The 15,932-nt window shown below is 48.8% G+C and carries 16 protein-coding genes; 12 read left to right on the forward strand and 4 right to left on the reverse strand.

Annotated elements, in window-relative coordinates:
• Nucleotides 1-223: 223 nt before the first annotated feature.
• The 12 genes from PKOR_RS15285 (at nt 224) to PKOR_RS15340 (ending at nt 13,747) form a co-directional block, all read left to right on the forward strand.
• Entirely contained in the window at nt 224-724 is a 501-nt protein-coding gene (locus PKOR_RS15285; protein ID WP_046311860.1) for a (2Fe-2S)-binding protein, read from the forward strand.
• On the forward strand, nt 721-1,716 hold the full coding sequence (locus tag PKOR_RS15290) for an FAD binding domain-containing protein (RefSeq protein WP_046311862.1): 996 nt from the start codon (nt 721-723) through the stop codon (nt 1,714-1,716). The genes PKOR_RS15285 and PKOR_RS15290 overlap by 4 nt, the downstream gene beginning before the upstream one ends.
• Entirely contained in the window at nt 1,713-3,932 is a 2,220-nt protein-coding gene (locus PKOR_RS15295; RefSeq protein WP_200897375.1) for a xanthine dehydrogenase family protein molybdopterin-binding subunit, read from the forward strand. Before PKOR_RS15290 ends, PKOR_RS15295 begins: the two co-directional genes overlap by 4 nt.
• 144 nt (nt 3,933-4,076) lie before the next feature.
• Nucleotides 4,077-5,297 carry an XdhC family protein gene (locus PKOR_RS15300; protein ID WP_071843157.1) on the forward strand — a complete coding sequence of 407 codons (1,221 nt, stop codon included), beginning with the start codon at nt 4,077-4,079 and terminating at the stop codon, nt 5,295-5,297.
• A 5-nt stretch (nt 5,298-5,302) separates the two neighbouring features.
• Entirely contained in the window at nt 5,303-5,914 is a 612-nt protein-coding gene (locus PKOR_RS15305; protein ID WP_046311865.1) for a nucleotidyltransferase family protein, read from the forward strand.
• Between the two features lie 87 nt (nt 5,915-6,001).
• Complete coding sequence (locus PKOR_RS15310; RefSeq protein ID WP_046311867.1) at nt 6,002-6,466, forward strand: (2Fe-2S)-binding protein; 465 nt, start codon at nt 6,002-6,004, stop codon at nt 6,464-6,466.
• 2 nt (nt 6,467-6,468) lie between these two features.
• A complete protein-coding gene (locus tag PKOR_RS15315; protein ID WP_046311869.1) occupies nt 6,469-8,613 on the forward strand; it encodes a xanthine dehydrogenase family protein molybdopterin-binding subunit in 2,145 nt (714 codons plus the stop codon).
• 156 nt (nt 8,614-8,769) lie between these two features.
• Nucleotides 8,770-9,759 carry a GTP 3',8-cyclase MoaA gene (gene moaA, locus PKOR_RS15320; RefSeq protein WP_046314550.1) on the forward strand — a complete coding sequence of 330 codons (990 nt, stop codon included), beginning with the start codon at nt 8,770-8,772 and terminating at the stop codon, nt 9,757-9,759.
• 16 nt (nt 9,760-9,775) lie between these two features.
• On the forward strand, nt 9,776-10,981 hold the full coding sequence (locus PKOR_RS15325) for a molybdopterin molybdotransferase MoeA (RefSeq protein ID WP_046311871.1): 1,206 nt from the start codon (nt 9,776-9,778) through the stop codon (nt 10,979-10,981).
• An 84-nt stretch (nt 10,982-11,065) separates the two neighbouring features.
• Entirely contained in the window at nt 11,066-11,542 is a 477-nt protein-coding gene (gene moaC / locus PKOR_RS15330) for a cyclic pyranopterin monophosphate synthase MoaC (protein ID WP_046311873.1), read from the forward strand.
• Complete coding sequence (locus tag PKOR_RS15335; RefSeq protein WP_200897376.1) at nt 11,523-12,695, forward strand: NTP transferase domain-containing protein; 1,173 nt, start codon at nt 11,523-11,525, stop codon at nt 12,693-12,695. Before moaC ends, PKOR_RS15335 begins: the two co-directional genes overlap by 20 nt.
• On the forward strand, nt 12,695-13,747 hold the full coding sequence (locus PKOR_RS15340; RefSeq protein ID WP_046311875.1) for a HesA/MoeB/ThiF family protein: 1,053 nt from the start codon (nt 12,695-12,697) through the stop codon (nt 13,745-13,747). The genes PKOR_RS15335 and PKOR_RS15340 overlap by 1 nt, the downstream gene beginning before the upstream one ends.
• 5 nt (nt 13,748-13,752) lie before the next feature.
• Here PKOR_RS15340 and PKOR_RS15345 read toward each other — a convergent pair whose 3' ends face one another.
• From PKOR_RS15345 to PKOR_RS15360, 4 genes are all read right to left on the reverse strand, one after another.
• Complete coding sequence (locus PKOR_RS15345) at nt 13,753-14,169, reverse strand: molybdenum cofactor biosynthesis protein MoaE (RefSeq protein ID WP_046311878.1); 417 nt, start codon at nt 14,167-14,169, stop codon at nt 13,753-13,755.
• 10 nt (nt 14,170-14,179) lie between these two features.
• Entirely contained in the window at nt 14,180-14,422 is a 243-nt protein-coding gene (gene moaD, locus PKOR_RS15350) for a molybdopterin converting factor subunit 1 (RefSeq protein ID WP_046311879.1), read from the reverse strand.
• Between the two features lie 6 nt (nt 14,423-14,428).
• On the reverse strand, nt 14,429-15,193 hold the full coding sequence (locus PKOR_RS15355) for a sulfite exporter TauE/SafE family protein (protein WP_046311881.1): 765 nt from the start codon (nt 15,191-15,193) through the stop codon (nt 14,429-14,431).
• A 62-nt stretch (nt 15,194-15,255) separates the two neighbouring features.
• Entirely contained in the window at nt 15,256-15,672 is a 417-nt protein-coding gene (locus PKOR_RS15360; RefSeq protein ID WP_046311882.1) for a c-type cytochrome, read from the reverse strand.
• Nucleotides 15,673-15,932: the final 260 nt, after the last annotated feature.

Raw genomic sequence — 15,932 nt, forward strand, 5'->3', positions numbered from 1 at the left:
GCTGTATTTTTGAGTTGTAACAATTTATCAAAGAATCGCTCCCATGCTTCAGGAGCGACTCTTTTTATTTTCTCTTTAAGTGTGGGCGTTTCCGTAAAAAGGAGGAAGGTAAGCTAAAAGTTAACTACCTGCTGTAGGCGTGCGTAGTGTAAGTCATCTTTTGCTTAAATGGCGTTCAGGTGACTTACACCTGGACTACGCTTAGAAACTTCAATGTAAAGCTATGGAAAATTCCCCCGCTTCATTACCTGCTAAACATACTGTTACACTTCAGGTAAACGGAGAGAAAAAGCAGCTAGAGCTGGCTTCCTGGACCTCCTTACTAGATGCACTGCGAGAGCACCTGCAGCTAACCGGCACTAAGAAGGGCTGCGACCATGGGCAGTGCGGTGCCTGTACTGTGCTCGTGGACGGCAAACGAATCAACTCCTGCCTGACCCTTGCAGTGATGCAGCAGGACAAGGAAATCACTACGATAGAAGGCTTGGCCAAAGACGGAGAACTGCACCCCGTGCAGCAGGCTTTTATAGATCACGATGCGTTCCAGTGTGGGTATTGTACGCCAGGGCAGATTTGCTCCGCAATAGGCCTTGTTAATGAAGGCAAGGCAAAGACCCTGGATGATATTCGCGACCTGATGAGTGGAAATGTGTGCCGATGTGGTGCTTATGTGAATATTGTTAAAGTAGTGCAGGAAGCACTGGAAAGGAGTGCAGCCCAATGAGACCATTTACTTTTGCACAAGCCAACGATGTAGAAACAGCTGTTCAAGAGCTTACCAGCCACCAAAACAGCAAGTTTATAGCGGGAGGCACCAACCTGCTGGACCTCATGAAAATCGACGTGATGCACCCGGAGCACCTGGTGGACATCACACACATTGCCTTAAAATCAATCGAAGATACGGAGGAGGGTGGCCTGCGGCTTGGAGCATTGGCCACCAACGCAGACACAGCCTATAACGAGCAGGTAGAGAAGCGATATCCCTTGCTATCGCACGCCATACTTGCAGGTGCCACGGGGCAGCTGCGCAATATGGCAACAAACGGTGGTAACATGCTGCAGCGCACCCGTTGCTACTACTTTTACGACACCGACACACCTTGTAACAAGCGGGAACCCGGTTCCGGTTGTTCTGCCATAAACGGCTATAACCGCGACCTGGCTATACTTGGCACAAGCGAGTACTGCATTGCCACCTATCCTTCTGATATGGCTGTGGCTCTTGCTGCCTTACAGGCCACCATCAACGTGACGGGTAAAGACGGTGAGCGAACTATCCCAATGGGTGATTTTCATCGGTTGCCCGGAGACACGCCGCACATTGAAACAAACCTGAAAGAAGACGAGATTATTACCTCCATCGATTTACCGGCGAATGGTTTTAGGAGTCATTATACTTACCTCAAGCTGCGTGATCGTGCTTCCTACGCTTTTGCTCTTGTATCGGTAGCAGCTGCACTCGAACTGGACGGGGATACCATACGGCAGGCTCGTATTGCCTTGGGTGGTGTGGCGCATAAACCCTGGCGCATACCAGAGGCTGAGGCAACACTACAGGGCCAAAGAGCAACGGCTGAAAATTTCAGGAAAGTAGCCGAAGCTTACCTGGAAGGAGCAAAAGGATACGGGCATAACGATTTTAAAATAGAGCTGGCCAAGCGTGCTATTGTAAGGGCATTGGAGCAAGCTGTGGAAATGGAGGCAAAATCATGAAAACAACTCAGATAGGACAACCATCCAACCGTGTAGATGGCAGAGCTAAAGTAACAGGTGAAGCAAAGTATGCCGCCGAGTTTACAGCCCCAGGACTTTTGTATGGGTTTGTGGTGAGCAGTGCTATAGCCAGAGGAAAGATAAAAAGCATAGATACCAGCAAGGCACTGGCGCTTGAGGGGGTACATGAGGTGTTCTCCCACGAGAACCGCCCTGCCTATGTGTGGTTTGATGAGAACTATCAGGATAAGGATTCACCGCCGGGCGCTCCGTTCCGCCCGCTTTACAGCAATGAAATTCAGTTCAGCATGCAGCCCATTGCTTTGGTTGTAGCCGATACTTTTGAGTTGGCACGTTACGCAGCCATGCTGGTAGAGGTAGCCTATGAGGAAAGCCCGTTTGATACAGATTTTGACGCAAACCTTGACAAAGCGTATGTGCCCAGCGAGTATAAATCCACGCCCCCTTCAGATCCGTGGGGAAACCCTGATGAAGCGTTGGCAAGTGCGGACCTGAAACTGGAAGAGGAGTATGCCCATCCGAGTGAGCATCATAACCCAATGGAGATGCATGCTTCAACAGCGGTGTGGGGAGATGATGGCAAACTGACAATTTACGACAAAATCCAGGGGGTGCAAAACAGTCAACAGTACATTTCCACTGCATTCGGTGTTCCGAAGGAAGACGTACAGGTTATCTCTCCTTTTGTCGGGGGAGCATTTGGCTCTGGGCTGCGCCCGCAGTACCAGCTCTTTCTGGCTGTGTTGGCGGCGCGGGAGTTGAAGCGTTCTGTGAGGGTGGTGCTTACACGGCAGCAGATGTTTTCATTTGGGCATCGGCCTAAAACCTTGCAGCGGTTTTCTGTGGGAGCCTCTGCGGATGGAAAGTTAGAGGCCATACACCAGCATGCTTTTGCTGAAACTTCCAAGTTCGAGGACTACAGCGAAGATGTGGTGATATGGCCTGGCGTTCTCTATAAGTGCGATAACGTAAAGCTTAGTCATAAGCTGGTGGCACTAGACGTATACACGCCTCTGGACATGAGAGCACCGGGCGGAACCACAGGTATTTATGCCCTGGAGTGTGCCATGGATGAAATGGCCTATAAAGCGGGTGTTGACCCACTGGAGTTTCGCATAAAGAATTACTCTGAAAAAGATCAGAACGGAGACAAGCCTTTCTCCAGTAAAGAGCTGCGCGAGTGTTACCGACAGGGAGCAGAAAAGTTCGGGTGGGCTAAGCGAAGCCTTGAGCCGCGGTCGATGAAAGAAGAACGCAACCTGATTGGCTGGGGCTTTGCTCAGGGCGCTTGGGAGGCGACTCAAAAGCCAGCCGCCGCAAAAGCCGTACTTACTACGGATGGCAAACTGACGGTGAGTTCTGCTACAGCTGACATCGGAACAGGTACCTACACTGTAATGACACAGATTGCTGCTGAGACAGTGGGGCTACCGCTAGAGAATGTCACCTTTCAATTGGGAGACTCGTCTTTGCCTATGTCGCCGCTGGAAGGTGGCTCCTGGACAGTGTCTTCAGTAGGGTCGGCTGTAAAAGCTGTTTGCGACAAGGTACGGGGAAAGCTCTTCGAGTTAGCAAAGCAGGTGGCAAACTCACCGTTGGCAGGCGCTCAGCTGGAAGATGTGTCGTTTGCAGATGGGCAGATAAGCCTGAATGCAGACCCAACAAAATCAGTCTCTATAGCAGATGCTTTAAAGCAAAACCCAGGCAACTCCATGGAACAGGAAGTAAAGAATGAGCCTTCTGAAGAACAGCAAAAGTACTCGCCGTATGCACACTCGGCTACCTTTGTGGAGGTGAAAGTGGACGAGGACTTAGGTACTGTGAAAGTAACACGCGTGGTAAGTGCCATTGCAGGTGGCCGTATTATCAATCCTAAAACAGCACGCAGCCAGATATTGGGGGGGGTTGTATGGGGTATTGGTGCAGCTATGGAAGAGGAGACGGTAATGGATAACAACCTGGGGCGCTTTATGAACCACGACCTGGACAAATACCATGTACCTGTAAACGCTGATGTGCACGAGATTGAAGTAATCTTTGTAGAGGAAAAAGACGATATTGTTAACCCGCTTGGGGCAAAAGGGCTGGGTGAGATAGGTATTGTGAGTGTTGCTCCGGCTATTGCTAATGCTGTGTTTCATGCCACTGGCAAGCGCGTGCGGGAACTTCCTATAACACTGGATAAGCTACTGTAAAACAGAGGCGAGTAGAAGCTTTAACCATGCTTTTTGTATGGAAGGAGCTCTTACTCGCTTTTTAAAAATGTTCCTCTGAAACGAGGATATTTGTATCTTAGGGCCTGATACAGATCTATTCCCTTTTGTAAAAGTAAGATAGTAATGAAGGAATTGCGGGATATTGTACGTGCTTTTGAGGAGGCCCAGCAGGCAAACATGCAAACGGCGCTGGCAACAGTGGTGCACGTGGAAGGCTCCTCTTACAGAAGGCCGGGAGCACGTATGCTTGTAAGGGAAGACGGACAGTTGACAGGTGCCATCAGTGGTGGTTGCCTGGAGGGAGATGCACTGCGTAAAGCCCGTCGGGTAATGTATGAGCAGAAAACTATGCTTGTAACCTATGATACAACAGATGAGGATGATGCCAAGCTGGGTGTCGGTCTGGGCTGTAACGGTATCATTCAAATCCTGATAGAGCCAATCAACCCGGAAGGTCCTGCTAATCCTATCACTTTTTTTAAGTCATTTCTGAGCAGCCGGCAAACGGCTGTACTTGTTACCCTTTTTTCGCTGGAACATCGCTCTGCAGAGCAGCCGGGTACCTGTCTTTTTGTAACGGAGGAAGGGGTGCAGGGTAACTGCTCAGATGAATCGATCGTGAAGGCGCTGCTTGCAGATGCCCGGAAAGTGCTGCAAAATCGCACATCCATAACTAAAACGTACATTTCAGAAAAGAGCGCTCTTACAGGTTTTGTGGAGCTGCTGAAGCCTGCGGTTGCACTTGTGGTGGCTGGAGCCGGCAACGACGCTATACCTTTAACAAACATAGCCGCCATACTTGGCTGGCAGGTAACAGTGGTAGATGGTCGTTCGAGCTATGCTACTGCAGAGCGCTTTCCGGCTGCACAGCGCGTTTTGGTTGCCAAGCCTGAACAGGCTCTGCCGAAATTGCAGCTAGATGCGCAAACTGTGTTTGTGCTCATGACGCACAACTACAACTACGACCTGGCTATGCTGCGGCAGTTACTGCCTTTGCGCTTGCCTTACATCGGTTCGCTAGGCCCGAAGAAAAAACTGGAGCGCATGCTGGCAGAACTGCAGGAAGAAGGTATAAAGTATAGCGCTGAAGAACTGGCAGGCGTTTTTGGCCCAACCGGTCTTGATATAGGTGCTGAGACATCTGAAGAAATCGCTCTCTCTATCATTGCTGAAATTAAAGCTGTGCTCTCTAAAAAAGCAGGAGCTTCTTTAAGAGACAAGCCGGGCGTCATACATCCCCGCGAAGAAGCTGTGATCAAAAAGGAGGTGCTGGGAGATTTCAAAGAACAAGCTGCTGGTAACACAGGAAGAAGCATCAGAGGAAGCTTTAGCTGTGGTATTTAATATTTATGGAATCACCTCGGTATCCTAAAACAGGTCTGGTACTGCTAGCTGCAGGCGCCTCCACACGGCTAGGCAAGCCAAAGCAGAACCTGTTATACGAGGGAAAAACCCTTTTGCAACGTGCTATCCATACAGCCAATCGTTCTCTTTGTACTCGGGTTATTGTTGTGCTTAGCGCCAATACATCAGGTGCCTTGCCAGATGACTTGAGCAAATCCATTTTCTCGGTGCAGAATGAAGCATGGGAGGAAGGCATGGCTTCTTCTATCCGCTGTGGACTTGAAAAAGTGCTTGCAGTAGAGCCGGAGGTTGAAAGCTGTATGTTTATGGTTTGTGATCAACCTTTTGTAGAGGAGCAGTTGCTGCATGAAATGATGCTGGCAAAGCAGCAAAGTGGCAAGGGAATAGTGGCAAGCGCTTATGCAGAGACTTTAGGTACGCCTGTACTTTTTGACAGGAAGTATTTTAAGGAGCTACTTTCGCTGCAGGGGCAGGAGGGAGCTAAGAAAATAATCATGAGACACCGCATTGATGCAGTACCTATTTCCTTTCCCCTTGGTACGATTGACATTGACACAGTAGAAGATTATGCTTCGCTAATTCGAGGTGGTCAGTAAGGCAAATTTTACTTCAGATCGCTATCTTTAAGTATAAAATAATAGTTTTTTGCTATCTTAAGAGTTCAAACATTAGAAATAGAATCAATGGCGATTTTTAAGCTGCAAATCAATGGCCGAAGCTATGAGGCCGATGTAGAGCCAGATACCCCGCTACTTTGGGTGCTGCGCGATAGCCTGGGGCTGGTGGGTACCAAGTACGGATGCGGAATAGCGCAATGTGGCGCCTGTACAGTGCATGTAAACGGTAATGCCATGCGCTCGTGTGTATATCCGGTATCGGCTGTTGGCAATGCTGCTGTAACAACTATAGAAGGACTTGCTAAAGGAGATGAGCTGCACCCGGTGCAACAGGCATGGGATGAGGTGGATGTGGCCCAGTGCGGTTATTGCCAGGCAGGGCAAATCATGTCTGCCACTGCGCTTCTGAATAAAAACCCGAACCCTTCTGCCGAAGAAATAGATAATGCGATGAACGGTAACATCTGCCGTTGTGGTACTTACCACCGCATTAGAGAAGCTGTTGCATTAGCCTCCACTAAACTGAAATAGCCATGTCAGAAATACCTAACAATAGCAGACGAACCTTTATGAAGCTCGCTGCCACGGCTGGTGGCGGCCTATTCCTGGGGTTTAGCTGGACGAGTTCTGTTGCTTCCGCCATTGAGGTGTTTGATGATGCAGCTGCGGCCAGTGGTAACATAGATTTCAACAGCTACTTGTCTATCTCCCCGGATGATGTTATTACCATTCTATCACCTAACCCGGAACTAGGCCAGAACATTAAGACTTCTTTCCCGATGATAGTGGCTGAGGAGTTGGATGCGGACTGGACAAAAGTAAAAGTCGTACAGGCTCCACTGGATACAAACAAGTTTGAGCGCCAGGTAACTGGTGGTAGTGGTGCCGTACCGCACTCCTGGGAGCGTCTCCGCAAAGCAGGTGCTACAGCAAGACAAATGATGATAGAGGCTGCCGCCAAACGCTGGAACGTAGCAGCCAGTACGTTGGCAACAGACAACGGAATGGTGGTGCACCAGGCCAGTGGCCGTAAGCTGAGCTATGGCGAATTGGCTAATGAGGCATCTAAAATTCCTGTACCACAAGATGTTAAGCTAAAGGATGTTAAAGACTTTAAGCTTATTGGTAAGGAGATCCGTAACGTGGACAACCGGGAGATGATCACAGGACAGCCGCTCTACGGTATGGACTTTTATAAAGAAGGAATGCTGTTTGCCATGATTCAGCGGCCGAAAGCTTTCGGATTAAAAGTGAAGTCTGTTGATGCAGCTGCAGCGAAAGCAATGCCGGGTATAGTGGATGTGGTTACCTTCAAAAACAATGTGGCTGTAGTTGGTAAATCAACCTGGCAGGTAAATAAAGCCCGCAAAGCATTGAAGATCGATTATGAGCAGGAGGGAGCGTTGGAAAGCTCTTCTGATCATGACCGTATATTCAAAGAATTGCTGAACAGCCCTGAAGCTACGGTACGTCGTAAGGATGGCGACGTGGATGCTGCTTTCAAAAAGGCGGCAAAAGTCGTTAAAAGCGAGTATCAGTGCCCGTTCCTTTCGCATAGCCCGATGGAGCCGATGAACTTCTTTGCGCATGTGCGCCCGGATGGTGTGGAGCTGGCCGGACCTACGCAAACTCCAGAAATGGCGCGTGGCATGGTGGCAAAGCTTCTGGATATTGCTCCTGAAAAGATCACACTTGATTTAACAAGACTGGGTGGTGGCTTTGGCCGTCGTCTGAGTGCTGATTATGTGTTGGAAGCTGCAGAGCTTTCCAGTATGATTAAGGCGCCGGTAAAAGTAATCTGGACCCGTGAAGATGACATGACAGGCGGTACGTATCGCCCTGCAGTACGTTATCGCTTCGAAGCTGCTCTGGATAAGAAAGGCAACATGATCGGGTATAAGTTGCGTGGCGCAGGTATAAACTCAGGTAATCCTACCAGAGAAGATAACTTCCCTTCTGGTGCAGTAGAGCACCTGCTGATCGAGTCTGTGGAGCATAAGTCTCCAATTACGACGGGACCTTGGCGAGCACCTATTACTAACTTCCTTGCCTTTGCTGAGCAGGCGTTTTTAGATGAAGTAGCGCAGGCTGCTAAAAAAGACCCGGTGCAGTTCAGGTTAGAGTTGCTTGACAAAGCTAAAAAGTCACCTGTGGGTGCCATTAAGTATGATATCGACCGCATGAAAGGCGTGATTGACCTGGCTGTTGAGAAATCTGGTTGGGGCAAAAACAACAAGGTAGCTCAAGGCTTTAGCGTATACTTCTCACACAGGTCGTATGTAGCCCAGGTGGCAGATGTGGCGATGAAAAACGGTAAGCCGGTTGTAGAGAAAATTCATGCAGCTGCTGACTGTGGTATTGTGGTTAACCTGAGCGGTGCGTACCAGCAGGTAAGAGGTGGTGTGATAGATGGCTTCGGACATGCTATGTACAGCAACATGACCTTCAAGGATGGGGCACCGGAGCAGAGCAACTTCAACAACTACCGCCTGATCCGCATAAAAGAGATACCTGAAGTGGATGTACACTTTGTAAACAATGGCATAGTCCCAACTGGTTTGGGCGAGCCTGCATTGCCTCCGACAGGAGGTGCAGTGGCCAATGCCATTTATAAAGCTACAGGTAAACGCTTAAGAAATCAGCCTTTCTTTGAACAACCAGAGCTGAAGAACGCTTAAGTATTGATAGTATAATCATTGGGCACATCTCCTTGTGGAATCAAACGATCTGCAAGGAGATGTGCTTTCATCTTTAGGAGCAACTATTGGTGGAGGTATGAGTACAGTGGTATGTTGCACTTTGGAAACCCTTCAATCAGAAAGCAAAACAGGATCATGTTGGTAGACAAATTCGGGAGGAGGATCAATTACTTAAGACTGGCGGTTACCGACAGGTGTAATCTGCGTTGCTTTTATTGTATGCCGGAGCAGGGACTTGATTGGCTCTCCAGAAAGGAGCTGATGAGCTATGAAGAGATGCTGCACATCAGTTCCGTATTGGTGAAGGCTGGCATCGAAAAGGTCCGTATTACAGGTGGGGAGCCCTTTGTAAGGAAAGGCTTTATGTCCTTTCTCACAGACCTCTCTAAGCTGAATGGCTTACAACAGCTAACCCTTACCACCAATGGCGTTCTGACTGCCCCATTCGTTCCTGATCTCAAAAGAATAGGAGTTACCTCCGTAAATCTTAGTCTCGATACTTTAGATAGAGATCGCTTCTTTGCCATCACCCGACGCGATGAGCTACCGCGGGTGATGGAAGCCCTGGAGGCCTTGCTTCAATATGGCATCGAAGTAAAAATAAATGCTGTTGTAATGGAGGGTAAGAACACTGATGATATTCTGCCCCTTGTGGAGCTGACAAAAGATATGCCTGTCAGTGTCCGGTTTATTGAGGAGATGCCTTTCAACGGAGGAGGTGCGCACCATACAAAACTGGCCTGGGACCATGTGCAGATCATGCACACCATCAAAGACAAGTATCCTGGCATTCATAAACTGCCAGACCCGCCATACTCTACTTCTTATAACTACCAAGTTCCTGGGCACAAAGGCAGTGTAGGAGTTATCGCTGCATACACCCGCTCATTTTGCGGGTCTTGCAATCGCATTCGGCTTACGCCGCAGGGGGAATTGAAGACCTGCCTGTATGGTAATGCGGTGGTGAATGTAAAGGACCTGATGCGAGCGGGTAGCGATGAACAGGAATTGGTGACCGCATTGCAAAGTGCCATTAGCCAGAAAGAAAGAGACGGCTGGGAAGCAGAAAAGAGTGTTTCGAACCTGACAGTACTAAATGCCTCTATGGCAACTATAGGAGGATAGTAAATTGCAGAACCACATGATCCGAGTTGAAGAAGCGGAAGCGCTGATTCAGGCACAGGCCAGGAACTACAGGATTGAAAGAGTACCACTCGATCAGGCGCTGGGAAGGGTGTTGGCTATAGACCTGAAGGCAGACAGAGACCTGCCTCCTTTCAACAGAGTTGCCATGGATGGTATTGCTATCAAGTATGCGGCTTTTGAAAACGGCCTTCGTTCTTTCAGCATAGATGGCACACAGGCAGCAGGTGACAAACCCTTGGAATTACCAGGCACAGAAAGCTGCATAGAGATTATGACAGGGGCCGCTCTACCTGCATCGGCTGATACTGTTGTTCGCTATGAGGACCTGGAGATAGCAGGTGGAAAAGCCACTGTTCTGGCTGAAGAGATTGTGCGTGGGCAGAACCTGCACGTGCAGGGCAAAGACAAGAAGGAAGGAGAAGTAGTGGCCCCGGCTAATAAGTTGATTGACGCTGCCCTTGTTGGACTTGCTGCATCGGTAGGAGCAACAGAGTTGAGAGTGAAAACGCTGCCGAAGGTTGTAATAATTTCCACCGGCGATGAGTTGGTGGATATAGATCAGCAACCTTTGCCTTACCAGATCCGGCGATCAAACAGCTACACGATACAGGCTGCTCTACAGAAGTATAAACTGCATGCAGACCTGCTGCACATTCCTGATGAGGTAACCGCTATTCGTGAGCGTTTAACACAGTGTCTGGAGCAGTATGATGTAATTATCCTGAGCGGAGGCATCTCCATGGGTAAGTTCGATTACATACCACAGGTACTCGAGGAGCTGCTGGTAAAAAAGCACTTTCATAAGGTGCAGCAACGGCCGGGTAAGCCATTTTGGTTTGGCAAGCACGCCAATGGCGTTGTAGTCTTTGCCTTGCCAGGTAATCCTGTTTCCACATTCATGTGCCTGCACCGCTACTTTGTACCTTGGCTTAAAGCATGTATCGGATTGGATGTTGATTCTAAAGTATACGCTTCTTTGAGCAGAGACTTTAATTTTATTCCTTCGCTGCAGTATTTCTTGCAAGTCAGTATCAGTATCAGCGCAACAGGTCAACTGCTTGCCACGCCATTCGAAGGAAATGGCTCCGGCGACTTTGCAAACCTGGTGGAGGCGGATGCTTTCATGGAGCTTCCGTTAGAGAAGACTACTTTTAAGGCAGGGGAGGTATACCGTATATGGCCGTTTAAACCACTGTTTTAGTATAAATTATTTTATGGAGGTGCACAAAGCGCCTACATTGATGGAGATGAATAAAGGTACAGCTAGTACCAATTTTTAAAACATATGAGTGATTTTTCACACCTGAACGATAAAGGGCAGGCCACCATGGTAGATGTGGGAGGGAAGCAGGCAACCCACCGTACTGCCACTGCCAGAAGCATTGTGTCCTTGCCATCCGAGGTTTTGGAGAAGCTATCGGAAGGAGACATACAAACCAAGAAAGGATCCGTCTTCCAAACAGCTATTATTGCCGGCATCATGGCGGCTAAAAAGACAGGCGACCTGATCCCTTTATGCCATCCGATCGGTATGGATAACTGCAACATCAACATCCAATTGAATGAGCAACAGGAGGTAGTGATAGACTGCACGGCCAGCATCACAGCCAAAACAGGTATAGAAATGGAGGCACTGGTGGGTGCATCGGTTGCGGCCCTGACGGTATATGATATGTGCAAGGCACTGAGCCATGACATTGTAATTAAGGAAACGAAGCTGATAGAAAAGACAGGAGGAAAGCGTGACTTTAAAAGATCATAAGAAACATAGCATCATTACCCGGCCAGCATACGGTAACTTTGCCAGAAACGAATGGGCCATTGTAGGTACTCCCTGTGGCGCAATCAAATCGTTGGCTGATGCCGTAATTGAGGCTTTATCGCCTGCTTACAAGTGTGCTTATGTTGATGCCTCACATGCTCATTCAGATGCTGCGGAAACATTACCCGGACGCTTAGCAGCTGGTGCTGTGACAGCGTACACCGATCAAATTCAATACCATCAGTTTGACCTTAACAAAGAGCTGAACCACTTCCAGTTCCGCCAGTTTTTCTCTGATATGGACCTGGTGCTGGTAAACGGAAACCATGAGCAGGCCAAGGCGCAGGTGGTGGTGATAGATCCTGCCAAGGAGTCATCCCTGCAGAAAAGGCTCTCGCAGCTCACTAACGTGCAGTTATTCTTACTGGCTGATACGGCCACTGAAGTTTTTGACTTCGTTAAGGAAGCAATTCCTGACTGGCAGCGCATTTCTATACTCGGTCTTAGCGAAACGGATAAGATTATTAACTTCTTTCAAGGGCAGTTATCTCAAGCTAGACCAAAGCTCAATGGCCTTGTTTTAGCAGGCGGGCAGAGCTTACGTATGGGCCAGGACAAGGGCGCCATGCAGTGGCACGGAAAAGAGCAGCGGTATTTTATGGCTGACCTGTTACAGGAGTTTACCGAAGAAGTTTTCATCTCCTGCCGTGCAGAGCAGCAGGCAGAGCTTGATACAAACTATAAAGCTTTGCCTGATACCTTTACTGGTTTAGGGCCATACGGAGCTATACTTTCAGCCTTCCGGGAACAGCCTGATGCTGCCTGGCTGGTAATGGCCTGTGACCTGCCTTTGCTAAATAAGGCTACACTTCAGCAACTGGTAAACCGCAGAGACAGCTCTTCCATTGCCACTACTTTCGAAAGTCCGCACGATGGTTTCCCGGAGCCCCTGATCACCATTTGGGAACCCAAGAGTTATCCCGTGCTGCTGTCGTTCCTGTCGCAAGGCTATACTTGCCCTAGAAAGGTGCTGCGCAACAGCGACATTAGCATGATCAAGGCATTTGAGCCGGAGGCGCTGGCAAACGTGAATACGCCTGAAGAGCTGGAGCGAGTGGAGCAGATTTTACAAGAGAAAAAGACCTTATCCTGATGCAGCCTGACTTGTTACGGTACAGTTGCCAGATGGCTCTGCCTGGCTTTGATGAAGGAACCCAGGATCTGCTTCAAAATGCTCGTGTGCTGATTGTGGGCACAGGAGGCTTGGGATGCCCGGCTGCGCAGTACCTTGCTGCGGCAGGCGTGGGTACCTTGGGTATAGCTGATTTCGATACGGTTTCTGTAGGCAATCTGCACCGCCAGGTACTCTTTACGCCTGAAGAGATAGGGCAGATGAAGGCTTTAGTTGCCTGCGAAAAGCTGCAAAGGCAAAACCCGGGCATAAAGTTGGTGCCACATGTACTTAAAGTAACCTCTGCCAACGTGATGGAGCTTTTGCAGGAGTACGACCTGGTGCTGGATGGCACCGATAATTTTGATGCCAAATACCTGCTGAACGATGCCTGTGTATTGGCAGGCAAGCCTTTGGTGTACGGAGCCATTTACCAGTTTGAGGGGCAGGTAGCAGTGTGGAACGTAAAGCAGCAGGGGAGTTTCTCCCCGAACTACAGGGATGTGTACCCGGAAGTAGATGCCTCACAGGTGCCTAACTGTACGGAGGGTGGCGTGATTCCTACCTTAGCCGGTATGATAGGCTGTATGCAGGCCAACGAGGTGATCAAGTATATTACGAAAACAGGAGACGTGCTGGCTGGCAAAATGCTGTTGGTGGATGCCCAGACCATGCTAAGCCGCATCATCAAAATCGGTGCAGTAACAAAAACAAGTATAACTAGCCTGTCTCAAACAGAGGAAGTACCTACTGTCTCCCCTGAAGAGTTACAGCAGGGGCTGGAGGCGGAGCTTTACGAGTTGGTAGATGTTAGAAGCCTTGCGGAGCGGGAAGCCTTTGATATAGGAGGGGAGCATATTCCTCTTGCTGAGCTTGATGAGGAGTTTCATCTAACTACAGAAAAACCAGTGGTATTTTACTGTGCCTCCGGAAAACGAAGTGCAGAGGCTGTTAAACGCCTGCAGAAGCGCTATCCCAACCGGCAGATGATATCCTTAGACGGTGGCCTGAAAGCCTGGCTGGAGCAGCTGTAGTATACTTAAGGGTGGGCAGCCACCCAAACTTCTCCATCTTCGAAAATCTCTCTCTTCCAGATGGGTACAGTTTGTTTTAAGGTATCGATAATGTAGCGGCAGGCATCAAAAGCCGCATCTCTGTGTGCAGCTGCTACAGCAATTACAACGGGTACTTCACCTACTTCCAGCACGCCTGTCCTGTGATGTAGAAGCACTTTCTGCACCGGCCATTTTTCCATCGCCTGGTCTGTAATTTTCTGCATCTCGTTCAGTGCCATTTGTCTGTAGGCTTCAAACTCCAGGTGCAGCACTCTCTTGCCTTTGGTGGCATTACGTACTGTACCGATAAAAACATCAATGCCGCCACAGTCTGGTGCCATTACCCAGTTGATAGAGGCAGGTATGTCGAGTTGCTCTTCCGTTAATTTGATATCTATCATCGCCAGATACTTAACCGCCGCTTACCGGTGGAATAATAGCCACTTCATCGCGCTGCTGCAGCACGGCATCAGCAGTGGCATATTCGTTGTTAACAGCAACCATATACGAGGCCAGCTGTTTTAGCCGTGGGTATTGCGCCTCAAGCGAAGTGCGTAGTTCGGTAACGGTGGCCTTTTCTGCTAGCTCTACATCTGTTGCAGCCCCACCAAAAATGTCCTTAGCGATACCGAATGCCAATACGTTTATCTTCATGGTAATCTAATTAATCCAGGGCAGGTGTTTGTAAAGCACTTCAACTCCTGCCACAAAAATGAGTGCTGCCGTGATTCGACGGATCAGCAGCGGGTTAAATTTTACAATAGCTACGCGGGAGCCTAACTGCCCTCCGGCCAACACGGCCATGCCCAGTAGCAAAATGCGGGTGTAGTCTATAGCGGGCAGGAGTTGAGAAAGTTGCCCTGCAATGCCAGCCAATGAGTTTACAAGTATAAAAATACTTGCTGTGGCAGCAATCCTTTTAGCTGTGTCCCACTTTGTCAGGTTTAAGATAGGGGAGAGAAAGATGCCGCCCCCAATTCCCAACATGCCAGATAAAAAGCCTATAATCCCACCTAAAAGTCCGTCTCTGGTATAGCTTTTCTGCTCCTCACCAGGTGCTATACTTTCGTAATTGGCCCTCTTCTTTGCCCACATCAATACGGCTGCTGCAATCAGGCTGCACCCTAATAGCACATAGAAAGTATGCTGTTCAATCCTGACCCTCGCACCCAGAAAGGCCATTGGAATACTTACCAGCACCAGGGGAATAACCTTTTTCCAGTTTATATGGTTGTTCCGGATGAAAAGGATAGTTCCTCCGGTTACCACGATGATATTGCAAATCAGCGCAATTAACCTGATCTCCTTAAAGGGCAGCGTGTATAAGGCCAGAATTGCAAGATAGCTGGAGCCACCACCAAAGCCTACAGAAGCATACACAAAAGCTATTACAAAAAAGAAAAACAGTAGCTCCCAGTGCTGCATGATCAAGTGTTTCAGCAGACGCTCACTAACTGTGCACGCCTGCTGTGGTTTGTAGGTCTAAATTATTGCTGTTTGCGTGCTGCTTTTACCTGGGCAGGAGTTACCGCTTTGGCTTTATTGCCCCAGTTATTCTGGATGTAATTTACTACGTCAGCAACTTCCTCATCAGACAGGTGGCTTTGGGCCGGCATATCCATGTTATACTTCTGCCCATTTACTGTAATCTCACCAGATACCCCATGTACCACAGCATTGATGGCCCTCTTTGGGTCTTTCATCAGGTTCTCTGATTTAGCAAGTGGCGGGAATACACCAGGTACACCTTCTCCTGTCTCCATATGGCAACTCTGGCAGTTCGCTGCGTATACTTGCTTGCCCCTTTTCAAGCTTTCAGCCAGGGAGTCAGGTTGTGTAGTAGGAGCAGTGGTGAATAAATAGCCCGTTGTAACGGTTAGAGATATTATTAAGCCTTTTAGCATGTTCAATCGTTTTTAGGCAATAAATATAAGTAAAATATATTTTCCGGGTGAAGTAACAAGCGCTGATAGCCTCCGTGATTGTCTGCATATAGCACTGGAGACGCTACAGCGACCAGGCTTGCGTAAGTGTACACCCCGGAAGTGAGAGTATGATTTAGAGGTGCTTTCAGGGATCAATGTTGCAACGCTCACTGCGAGTTTTAGAGTAAATGTCTGGTAACCTTGCATTGTCTGCAACATTTTGCCTATATTAAAATGAA

Origin of the sequence: Pontibacter korlensis (genome assembly GCF_000973725.1) — a bacterium.
Lineage (GTDB): Bacteria > Bacteroidota > Bacteroidia > Cytophagales > Hymenobacteraceae > Pontibacter > Pontibacter korlensis.